The sequence below is a fragment of the Kitasatospora sp. NPDC059571 genome, assembly GCF_042735675.1.
Lineage (GTDB): Bacteria > Actinomycetota > Actinomycetes > Streptomycetales > Streptomycetaceae > Kitasatospora.
This window is the reverse complement of the sequence record NZ_JBHWBW010000264.1, coordinates 1-10,501: the sequence shown is the minus strand read 5'-3', so window position 1 is coordinate 10,501 and position 10,501 is coordinate 1. Positions and strand designations below refer to the sequence as shown.

Genomic DNA, 10,501 nt, shown 5'->3' with positions numbered 1-10,501 from the left:
ACCGTGTCCGGGGTGCTGCGCGCCCGCGGAACCCGGGCCGGCCGCCGCCGCGGCCGGATCCGGCTGCTCGCCGCGGCGGGCCTGGTCTTCGCGCTCGCGATGGTCCCGATCGTCGCCGTCGAGGCGGTCGCCGGGAAGCCGCTGCACGACATCACCACCGGCGGCTCCGGCACCGGCACGTCCTTCAATCCCGGCCGCGGCGGCGAGCCCGCCCGGACGCCCGTGACCGGTCCCTCGGCGACCCCGTCCGGCGCAGCCGCCGGCTCCCCGTCGCCGAGCGGGCACAGCCCCTCCGCGACGGCCGTGCCGTCCGCCCCGCCGACCGCGTCCGGTTCGGCCGCGCCGAGCAGCCCGGCCGCGAGCCCCTCCGACCGGTCGGCCGCCGCGAGCGCGACGCCGTCCGACCCGGCCCCGGCGGCCTCCGCCGCCGCCACGGAGCAGGCCGCGGGGTAGCCCCGCGGGGCTCAGGCGCCCAGCACCCGCCGCAGGTAGTCGTTGGCGAACACCCGGTCCGGGTCGACCTTGTCGCGCAACGCCGTGAAGTCGCCGAAGTGCGGGTACACACCGGCCAGGTACCCGGCGTCCCGGGTGTGCAGCTTGCCCCAGTGCGGACGGCCCTCGTAGGCCGTCATCAGCCGCTCCACCTCGGTGAAGTAGCTCTGCTCGGCGGTGCCGCGGTACAGGTGGACGGCGATGTACGCGCTGTCGCGGCCGCTCGCGGTGGACAGCCACAAGTCGTCGGCGGGCGCCACCCGCACCTCCACCGGGAAGCTGATCCGCCAGTCGGACCGCTCCACCAGCGCCCTCAGCTCGCGCAGCACGGTCGTCGCGGCCGCCCGCGGCACCGCGTACTCCATCTCGATGAAGCGGACCGTGCGCGGGCTGGTGAACACCTTGTACGCGGTGTCCGTGTAGGTGCGCTCGGACCAGGCGCGGCTGGCGACCCTGGCGATCGACGGCACGGCGGCGGGGAACCGCCGGCCGATCCGGCAGGCGCCCTCCCAGACGGTGTTGGACAGGAAGTCGTCCTCCAGCCAGGCCTTGAGGCCGGGCAGCGGCGCCGCCGGGCCCTGGCTGCGGTTGTTGCGCTTGGTGGAGCACCGGTCGGTGTGCGGGAACCAGTAGAACTCGAAGTGCTCGTTGACCGCGGCGAGGTCGTCGAAGCCCTCGACGACCTCGTCGAAGCCCATGGGCTGCTCGTGCGCGGTCAGCAGGAAGGCCGGCTCCACCCCGAAGGTGATCGCGCTGACCACGCCGAGCGCCCCGAGCCCGAGCCGGGCGCCCTGGAACAGCTCCGGGTTCTCGGTGGGGGAGCACTGCCGGACGGTGCCGTCCGCGAGGACGATCTCCACGGCCCGGATCTGCGCGGCCAGCGAGCCGGAGTCCCGGCCGGTGCCGTGGGTGCCGGTGCTGGTGGCGCCGGCCACGGTCTGCACCTCGATGTCGCCCATGTTGGTGAGGGAGAGCCCGGCCTCGGTCAGCAGCCGGTTCAGCCGGCTCAGCGACAACCCGGACTCCACCGTGACCGTCCCCGCATCGCGGTCGATCTCCCGGACGGCGGTCAGCGCGTCCGGGCGCACCAGCACCGCGTCCCCGGCCGAGGCGATCGCGGTGAACGAGTGCCCGGAGCCGACGGCCTTGACCCGCTGCCCCTGCTCGGCGGCCTGCCGGACGACGGCGCCGATCTCCTCGGCCGAGGCCGGGGCGACCACCCGGGCCGGCCGGGCGCTCTGGTTGCCGGCCCAGTTGGTCCAGGTACCGGCGGCGGTGCCGTGGGGCATGCGGGGTGCCTCCTGCTCACGAACTACCAATGGGTAGGGGGAGCGTAGTCATTCGGGTGCCGATGGTCCATGCCTTCCGGGACGTACGGCCCGGCACCCGACCGCCCGGTCAGCGCGGGGCGGACGCCACCGGCTCCGGCTGCGGCACCCGCAGGCCGGAGCGCAGCCGCGGCAGGCCCGCCAGGGCGGCCAGCGCCGCGAACACCGCCGCCGCCACCGGCACCCAGTACCCGGCCGCGCCGCCCGCCGCGTCCACCACCCAGCCCGCCGCGGCGGAGCCCAGGGCGACGCCGAGCGCCAGCCCGGTGGTCGTCCAGGTCATCCCCTCGGTGAGCTGCGCCGCCGGCACCAGCCGCTCGACCAGCGCCATCGCGGTGATCAGCGTCGGGGAGATGGAGAGCCCCGCGAGGAACAGCGCCGCACCGACCCCGACCAGGGCCGCCGTGCCGTGCAGCAGCGACGCCACCGCGACCAGCGGCAGCATCAGCACCGCCATCCCCGCGATCCCCGCGAGGAACCGCCCGGCCATCGACCCCTTCGGCCGCAGCGCGCCGAACACCACCCCGGCCAGGCAGGAGCCGAGCGCGTACACGGCGAGCACCAGCATGGAGAGCCCGACGTGCCCCTGCTCCCTGGCGAAGGCCACGGTGACCGCCTCCACCGAGCCGAAGATCGCCCCGGTCGCCACGAAGGTCACCACGAGCACCTGGAGCCCCGCCGAGCGCATCGCCGTGCCGCCCGACCGGTGCTCCGGCGGGTGCACCGGCGGCTCGGTGCGGCGCTGCGCGGTGAACATCCAGACGCCCGCCAGCAGGAACACCCCGGACAGCGCCACGCCCGCCTCCGGGAACACCGCGGTCGCCAGCCCGATCGACAGGATCGGCCCGACGATGAAGCACAGCTCGTCCACCACCGCCTCGAACGAGTACGCGGTGTGCAGCCGCTGCGGGGCGTCGCGGTACAGGTGCGCCCAGCGGGCCCGCACCATCGAGCCGGTGCTCGGCATCACGCCCATGCCCGCCGCGAAGAGGAACAGCGTCCACTCCGGTGCGCCCAGCCTGGCGCAGGCCAGCAGGGCGCCGCCGGAGGCCACCGCCAGCAGCGTCGCCGGCCGGCTCACCCGCCGCTGCCCGTGCCGGTCGACCAGCCGCGACACCTGGGGGCCGAGCACCGCCGCCGACAGCGCCAGCATCCCCGTGACGGCACCGGCGGTCCCGTACGAGCCGCGGAACAGGGACAGCATCGTGAAGATGCCGATCCCGGTCATCGAGATCGGCAGGCGTGACACGAAACCGCTGGTGGAGAAGGCCAGACTGCCGGGGGCGGCGAAGATCTGGCGGTAGCTGGACAGCACGGGGGCTCCGCTGGGTAAGGAACATGGATCGTACAGACAGCTTACGAACGGAATCGGTGCCTCCGCCAAGGCATTTCGACCCGTCCCGTGGCCCACCGCCGCCACGGACCCGCCGGGTGGCAGGATCGAGCCATGTCCGACTCGCGCACCCGCACCGACCGCAGGCCGTACGACGCGCTCCTGCTGCTCTCCTTCGGCGGCCCGGAGGGCCCGGAGGACGTCGTCCCCTTCCTGGAGAACGTCACCCGCGGCCGCGGCATCCCCAAGGAACGGCTGGTCGAGGTAGGGAAGCACTACTTCCTGTTCGGCGGGGTCAGCCCGATCAACGAGCAGAACCGCGAACTGCTCGCCGCCCTCCGCAAGGACTTCGCCGACCACGGCCTCGACCTGCCGGTCTACTGGGGCAACCGGAACTGGGCGCCGTACCTGGTCGACGCCCTGCGCGAGATCGCCGCCGACGGCCACCGCCGCGTCCTCGTCCTCGCCACCAGCGCCTACGCCGGCTACTCCGGCTGCCGCCAGTACCGGGAGAACCTCGCCGACGCCCTCGCCGTGCTCGCCGCGGAGGGCCTGCCCGAGCTCACCGTCGACAAGCTGCGGCACTTCTACAACCACCCCGGCTTCGTCGAGCCGATGATCGGGGCCGCCCTCGCCGCGATCGCCTCGCTGCCCGCGGAGGTGCGCGACGGCGCCCACCTCGCCTTCACCACGCACTCCGTCCCGAACGCCATGGCGGACTCCTCCGGCGACCCCGCCGACCCGGCCCGCGGCCGGCCCGGCGGCGCGTACGTCGCCCAGCACCTGGACGTCGCCCGGCTGATCGCGGACGGCGTCGCCGCCGCCACCGGGATCGCCGACCGCCCCTGGCGGCTCGTCTACCAGAGCCGCAGCGGCGCCCCGCACGTCCCGTGGCTGGAGCCCGACATCTGCGACCACCTGGAGGAGCTGCACGGCGCCGGCGCCGCCGCGGCCGTGATGGTCCCGATCGGCTTCGTCTCCGACCACATGGAGGTCCGCTACGACCTCGACACCGAGGCCGTCGCCAAGGCCGCCGAGCTCGGCCTGCCGGTCGCCCGGGCCGCCACCGTCGGCGCCGACCCCCGCTTCACCGCCGCCGTCCGCGACCTCGTCCTGGAGCGCGCGGCGGCCGAACGCGGCGAGGACGTCCGGCGCTGCGCGCTCGGCGCGCTCGGACCCAGCCACGACGTCTGCGCCATCGCCTGCTGCCCCAACCCGCGCGCCCCCCGGCCCGCGGCCGCCGAGCGACCCGACCACCAGGAGGGACCGGCGTGACCGGCACCGCCCCGACCGACGCCCTGCTCACCGAGCTGCTGGAGCTCGCCACCGCCGCGGCGACCGCCGCCGGCGACCTGCTGCACACCGGCCGGCCGGCCGACCTCGGGGTCGCCGCCACCAAGAGCAGCCCCGTCGACATCGTCACCGAGATGGACCTCGCCTCCGAGAAGCTCCTCCAGGAGCTGATCGCCGAGCGCCGCCCCGCCGACGGCTACGTCGGCGAGGAGGGCACCGACCGGCCCGGCACCAGCGGTGTGCGCTGGGTCGTGGACCCGCTCGACGGCACCGTGAACTACCTCTACGGCCTGCCCTCCTGGGGCGTCAGCGTGGCCGCCGAGCTCGACGGCGAGGCGGTCGTCGGCGTGGTCGCGGTGCCCGCCCGCGGCGAGCTCTTCCACGCCGTCCGGGGCCGCGGCGCCCGCCTGGACGGGCACCCGGTCGCCGTCCGCCCCGCCCCGCCGTGGGGCCGGGCCCTGGTCTCCACCGGCTTCAACTACGTGCAGGCGGTCCGCACCCACCAGGCCGAGGTGCTGCTCGCGCTGATGCCCGAGGTCCGCGACATCCGGCGCGGCGGGGCGGCCGCCGTGGACTTCTGCGACCTGGCCGCCGGGCGCCTGGACGCCTTCTACGAGCGCGGCCTCAAGCCGTGGGACCGGGCGGCGGGCGCGCTGATCGCCCGCGAGGCCGGCGCCCTGGTCGGCGGACGGCCCGGCCGGGCGGAGGACGGCGACCTCACCGTCGCCGGCGTCCCGGGCGTCTTCGAGCCCCTCCAGGAGCGCCTGGAGGCCCTCGGCGCCTGGCACGACTGACGGCCGCAACGCGGCAGGGCCCGCCGCCCGCCCCGAGGGGCAGGCCGCGGGCCCTGCGGCAGGAAAGGGCCCTGGCACACGGTCGGTGCCAGGGCTCGCTGGTACGTACTGCGATGCAGCCTGCCCGGGGGCGGGCGATCGGTTGTCGGGTCGGTCCCGGAATCAGGCGGCGAACCGGTGCATCTCGTGCACCGGGTCGACACCGTGCTCCGCGGCGAGCCGGCGCAGGTCCTCCAACTCGGACTGCTCGACCTCGGCCAGGAACTCGTCCCCGGATTCGAGAGCACGGTGCAGATCCTGCTCGGCGTTCTGGATGCGCTGCAGGATCCCGGCGGTGAAGGCGTCCATCTGGCCCCCTTGCTGTGTCGGACGGGCACGGGACCGCGTGCTCCCCGATCGGTGGACGGCGTTCCCGGACGAACCACGGCGGGCGGTGCAGAGCCCCTGCGGATACGGAGCGGCCGGATGGGTGGCTGCTGCCGGTGACGTCGATCCCCCGAACCGGTGCGGATGAACACACGGCGGGTGGGTGCGATCCGCGCACGGCGCGATCGCGGTGTGAGCATGTCCTCCCCACCGCCGCGCCCCGGAAACCTCCCCGGCGCGAGAAAGTTGCCCGTGTCACAGTCCAACCGGAGGGCGGCCGACCGCTACGCCCCCGGACCGGCCGGTCCCGGCGCCCTTCCGTGCAGGTCGCACCGGCGGCACTGCCGACCGCGCGTCAGCTTACTGCTGCTTTATCCGAGAACCAGGCAGGATGGAGGCACCGTCGGAGCCGTGTCCCGCACAGGGCCGGTTCCGCGCCCGGCGCACCACGGCCCGCACGGGCGAGCACGGCGGGGCCGCTCGAAGAAGGGACAACCACCGTGCGGGTACTCGTCGTCGAGGACGAGCAGCTGCTCGCCGAGGCCGTGGCCACCGGGCTGCGCCGCGAGGCCATGGCCGTCGACGTCGTCTACGACGGGGAGGCCGCGCTCCAGCGCATCGCGATCAACGACTACGACGTGGTGGTCCTCGACCGCGACCTGCCGCTCGTGCACGGGGACGACGTGTGCCGCAAGGTCGTCGAGCAGGGCCTCGCCACCCGGGTGATCATGCTGACCGCCTCCGGCGACATCAGCGACCGGGTCGAGGGCCTGGAGATCGGCGCCGACGACTACCTCCCCAAGCCGTTCGCCTTCAGCGAACTCGTCGCCCGCGTGCGGGCGCTGGGCCGCCGGGCGACCGTGCCGCTGCCGCCGGTGCTGGAGCGCGCCGGCATCAGCCTCGACCCGGGCCGCCGCGAGGTGCTCCGGGACGGCCGGTCCGTCCAGCTGGCCCCCAAGGAGTTCGCGGTGCTGGAGGTCCTGATGCGGGCCGGCGGCGCCGTGGTCTCCGCCGAACAGCTCCTGGAGAAGGCCTGGGACGAGCACACCGACCCGTTCACCAACGTCGTCCGGGTCACCGTCATGACGCTCCGCCGCAAGCTCGGCGACCCCGCCGTGATCGTCACCGTGCCCGGCTCCGGCTACCGCATCTGACCCGGCCGGCGGCCCCGCCCGCCGGCCCCGCACCGCCCGCGCCGTCGGCGGCACCCGCCGCCCGGCACCGCAGCACCCGAGAGGACAGGCCATGACCACCCCGCCCCCCGTCGGCGGGGCCCCCGGCGCGCCCGCCGGCGGCCCGGGCCCAGTACCGCCGTACGCGGCACCGCGCCCGGAGAGCGCCCCGCCCGGCGCCTCCCTGAACGGACCCGTCCCGCACTACCAGCCGGGCGACGGCCTGTTCGCCTGGCTGTCGCTGCGGCCCACCGTCCGGATCCGGCTCACGCTGCTCTACGGCGGCATGTTCCTGATGGCCGGCGTGGTGCTGCTGCTGCTCACGTACTACTTCGTCCGCGAGGCGATGCAGAGCGCCCAGCTGCCCCCGCTCCACCTCGGCCAGGGCGTCACCATCACCACCTCCGACGGCTCGGTGATCACCAGCCAGGCGGGCCTGGACCAGTGGCTCAACCACTTCCAGGCGCGGCAGGACGACGAGGCGCTGAACACCCTGCTCCGCAAGGCGCTCACCGCCCTGGTCTGCCTCGCCGTGATCGCCTTCGCGGTCGGCTACGCGATGGCCGGCCGGGTGTTGCGCCCGCTCGGCAGGATCACCCGGACCGCCCGCGAGGTGGCCAGCTCCGACCTGCACCGGCGGATCCAGCTCGACGGCCCGGACGACGAGCTCAAGGAGCTCGCCGACACCTTCGACGGCATGCTCGACCGGCTCGACCGCTCCTTCGACTCGCAGCGCCGCTTCGTCGCCAACGCCTCGCACGAGCTGCGCACCCCGCTGGCGATCAACCGCACCCTGCTGGAGGTCCAGCTCTCCGACCCCGAGGCCTCGCAGGACCTCGTCCAGCTCGGCAAGACCCTGCTGGCCACCAACGAGCGCAGCGAGCAGCTGGTCGAGGGCCTGCTGCTGCTCGCCCGCAGCGACAACGAGATCACCGACCGCCGGCCGGTCGAGCTGTCCGAGGTCGCGCTGCGCGCCCTGGAGCAGCTGCGGCCGGAGGCCGCGACCCGCGAGGTCGTGCTGAAGTCCGAGCTGAACCCGGTCACGGTCTTCGGCAACGGCGTGCTGCTGGAGCGGATCGCCCTCAACCTGCTGCAGAACGCGGTGCGCTACAACGTCGCCGACGGCTGGGTGGAGATCTCCACCGCGCCGGCCCCCGGCGGCGCCGGCGAGCTGGTGGTGTCCAACACCGGGCCGGTGGTGCCCGGCTACGAGCTGGAGCACATCTTCGAGCCGTTCCGCCGGGTCAAGGGCGCCGACCGGACCCGCAGCGACAAGGGCGTGGGTCTGGGCCTGTCCATCGTCCGATCGGTCGCCCGCGCCCACGGAGGCACCATCGAGGCCTCTCCGCGGCCCGGTGGCGGCCTCACCGTCACGGTCCGCATCCCGGGGGCCTGACGCCCCCGCGAGCCGGCAGCGGCGCCCTCCGCGACGCTGCTCCGTGCGCTGACCATCACCGCTCGCCCCCTCCGCCCCTGCCGGCCGTGTCAGAACGACATAAGCGCTGGCAGGGGCGGCTTGCCATGCGCCGCCGAAACAACTTACGGTTACGTAACCTACGCAGCCGTAAGTGACGCGAGCCGCCGGCCTGCGCAGGCCGTCCCGCCGTCCATGCCTGCCCGTCCCCCCGCCCCCGTACGGGTCCCGTCCCGAGGGGGCCGTCCCGCCCTCCACCGGGGCGTCGGACACCTCCCACAGGAGCACCAGCCGTGACCATCGCACCCGTGCAGCGCACCGCTTCGACCGCCTGGACCGACGCCCGGCTGATCATGGCCCTGGAGGAGGTCGTCGAGGTCGAGCTCAACCGCCACCTCAAGATCGCCAAGGAGTGGATGCCGCACGAGTACGTGCCGTGGAGCCAGGGGCGGGACTTCGACGGCGTCCTCGGCGGCGAGGCCTGGTCGCTGGACCAGTCCAAGGTCACCCCGCTGGCCCGGGTCTCCCTGGTGGTCAACCTGCTCACCGAGGACAACCTGCCGAGCTACCACCACGAGATCGCGACCATGTTCGGCCGCGAGGGCGCGTGGGGCACCTGGGTGCACCGCTGGACGGCCGAGGAGGGCCGCCACGGCATAGCCATCCGCGACTACCTGCTCGCCACCCGCGCGGTCGACCCGGTGGAGCTGGAGCGGGCCCGCATGGCGCACATGGGCGAGGGCTTCACCTCCGACAACGCGCACAGCATGCTGCACTCGGTCGCCTACGTGGCCTTCCAGGAGCTCGCGACCCGGATCGCGCACCGCAACACGGGCCACCACTCCGGCGACCCGCTCTGCGACCAGCTGCTGGCGAAGATCGCCAACGACGAGAACCTGCACATGGTCTTCTACCGGAACCTGCTGAAGGCCGCGCTGGAGATCGCCCCCGACGAGGCCATGTCCGCGATCGCCGAGGTGGTCACCAACTTCCGGATGCCCGGCCACGGCATGCCCGGCTTCGAGCGCTCCGCCGCCCAGATCGCCATCGGCGGCGTCTACAACCTGCGGATCCACCACGACGACGTGCTGCAGCCCGTGCTGCGCCACCTGAAGGTCATGGAGATCACCGGCCTCGGGCCGGCCGGCCGGCAGGCCCAGGAGGAGCTGGGCGCCTTCCTGAACGGCCTCGACGCCCAGGCCACCAAGTTCGACGAGCGCCAGGCCGCCCTGCTCGCCCGCCGGGCCGCCAACGCGGCCCGGAAGTGACCCGGCGCCCGGGTGGCGGGATGTCGCCCGGAATGCCATGATTTTCGGCAAAAGTCGCAGATGTGACCAAGCTCACATTCGGCCGTTCGGTCCGTTCGGGCGAATCGTCCGGGCGATTCCGTCGGTGCCGGGAGCGGTTGCGCACGGTGACCGGGGCGCCCGGCGATCGGCATGTTGATCTCTCGTCGAAATCCTTGGCCTGCAAGGGGATTGGCGCACTCCCCCGAAGAGGTCGACTACTGCGGGTAGCCGTCGGGAGCGGGGCGGGCGGCCATACGGGTGATCCCGCCCCGTGTTGCCCGAACCACATTCGATCACCCCAACGGGGCCGAAACTGGGTGTCGATTGAGTAACAGGGCTTGAAGTAAGGCAAAATCTCCGCCTCGGGTCGGGCACAAGACCGGCCCCTCACGCGTTACGTGCGCTGGAGATACCGCACACACCCAAAGGGGGAGAGCGAAACATGGCAACGGACTACGACACCCCACGCAAGACCGATGACGACCTCAACGAGGACAGCATCGAGGAACTCAAGGCCCGCCGGAACGAGAAGACGACCGGTTCGGTCGACATCGACGAGTTCGACGCGGCCGAGGGTCTGGAGCTCCCGGGCGCAGACCTCTCGAACGAGGAGCTGTCGGTCCGGGTGCTTCCGCGCCAGGCCGACGAGTTCACCTGCATGAGCTGCTTCCTCGTGCACCACCGCAGCCAGCTCTACAGCGAGAAGAACGGCCAGCCCATCTGCCGGGACTGCGGAGCCTGAGCACCACGCGGAACGACCCGGGCCCGACGCCTCACCGTCGGCCCGGCGAGCCGCACCCGCCGGCCGCGGGCAGCGGGGCCGGAGGCAGCAACCGCGGCACCCCCGGGTGCCGCACCCGCAGGAGCACTGGGCCTGCGAGCACACAGGAGCGAAGGGACGGTCCGCATCCGCGGAGCCGTCCCTCCTCCATGTCCGGGCCCGTACGGCGCCCGCGGGCCCGGGCCCCGGGGGCCCCCGGGGGGGGGAGGGCGGGGGGCCCCGCGGGGGCCGGCGCCGGG

At 74.0% G+C, this 10,501-nt stretch carries 9 protein-coding genes and 1 pseudogene; 7 read left to right on the top strand and 3 right to left on the bottom strand.

Going from position 1 to position 10,501, the window contains the following annotated elements; translation table 11 throughout:
- Nucleotides 1-453 (top strand): annotated as a pseudogene (locus ACFV0G_RS25290) (hypothetical protein); the annotation flags it as partial.
- A gap of 11 nt (nucleotides 454-464) precedes the next feature.
- Here ACFV0G_RS25290 and ACFV0G_RS25285 read toward each other — a convergent pair.
- Both ACFV0G_RS25285 and ACFV0G_RS25280 read right to left on the bottom strand, forming a co-directional pair.
- Nucleotides 465-1,781, bottom strand: coding sequence for a D-arabinono-1,4-lactone oxidase (locus ACFV0G_RS25285; protein ID WP_380552204.1), 1,317 nt, complete (start codon nucleotides 1,779-1,781; stop codon nucleotides 465-467).
- Between the two features lie 109 nt (nucleotides 1,782-1,890).
- Complete coding sequence (locus ACFV0G_RS25280) at nucleotides 1,891-3,135, bottom strand: MFS transporter (RefSeq protein WP_380552201.1); 1,245 nt, start codon at nucleotides 3,133-3,135, stop codon at nucleotides 1,891-1,893.
- Nucleotides 3,136-3,267: 132 nt separating this feature from the next.
- Between ACFV0G_RS25280 and ACFV0G_RS25275 the strand changes: the two genes are divergently transcribed.
- Both ACFV0G_RS25275 and ACFV0G_RS25270 read left to right on the top strand, forming a co-directional pair.
- Nucleotides 3,268-4,428 carry a ferrochelatase gene (locus tag ACFV0G_RS25275; protein WP_380552198.1) on the top strand — a complete coding sequence of 387 codons (1,161 nt, stop codon included), beginning with the start codon at nucleotides 3,268-3,270 and terminating at the stop codon, nucleotides 4,426-4,428.
- Nucleotides 4,425-5,240 (top strand): inositol monophosphatase family protein, encoded by an 816-nt coding sequence (locus ACFV0G_RS25270; protein WP_380552195.1) that lies wholly within the window; start codon nucleotides 4,425-4,427, stop codon nucleotides 5,238-5,240. The genes ACFV0G_RS25275 and ACFV0G_RS25270 overlap by 4 nt, the downstream gene beginning before the upstream one ends.
- 162 nt (nucleotides 5,241-5,402) lie before the next feature.
- On the opposite strand, the gene ACFV0G_RS25265 is transcribed toward ACFV0G_RS25270, so the two are convergent.
- Nucleotides 5,403-5,588 carry a hypothetical protein gene (locus ACFV0G_RS25265; RefSeq protein WP_100888253.1) on the bottom strand — a complete coding sequence of 62 codons (186 nt, stop codon included), beginning with the start codon at nucleotides 5,586-5,588 and terminating at the stop codon, nucleotides 5,403-5,405.
- Between the two features lie 518 nt (nucleotides 5,589-6,106).
- On the opposite strand from ACFV0G_RS25265, the gene ACFV0G_RS25260 reads away from it, so the two are divergent.
- From ACFV0G_RS25260 to ACFV0G_RS25245, 4 genes are all read left to right on the top strand, one after another.
- Nucleotides 6,107-6,760, top strand: coding sequence for a response regulator transcription factor (locus ACFV0G_RS25260; RefSeq protein ID WP_380552192.1), 654 nt, complete (start codon nucleotides 6,107-6,109; stop codon nucleotides 6,758-6,760).
- A 91-nt stretch (nucleotides 6,761-6,851) separates the two neighbouring features.
- Nucleotides 6,852-8,174 carry a sensor histidine kinase gene (locus ACFV0G_RS25255; RefSeq protein ID WP_380552189.1) on the top strand — a complete coding sequence of 441 codons (1,323 nt, stop codon included), beginning with the start codon at nucleotides 6,852-6,854 and terminating at the stop codon, nucleotides 8,172-8,174.
- Nucleotides 8,175-8,485: 311 nt separating this feature from the next.
- A complete protein-coding gene (locus ACFV0G_RS25250; protein ID WP_380552186.1) occupies nucleotides 8,486-9,460 on the top strand; it encodes an acyl-ACP desaturase in 975 nt (324 codons plus the stop codon).
- Nucleotides 9,461-9,923: 463 nt separating this feature from the next.
- The gene (locus ACFV0G_RS25245; RefSeq protein WP_030277357.1) at nucleotides 9,924-10,223 is read left to right on the top strand and encodes a DUF4193 domain-containing protein; all 300 of its coding nucleotides are present in this window, start codon (nucleotides 9,924-9,926) and stop codon (nucleotides 10,221-10,223) included.
- Nucleotides 10,224-10,501: the final 278 nt, after the last annotated feature.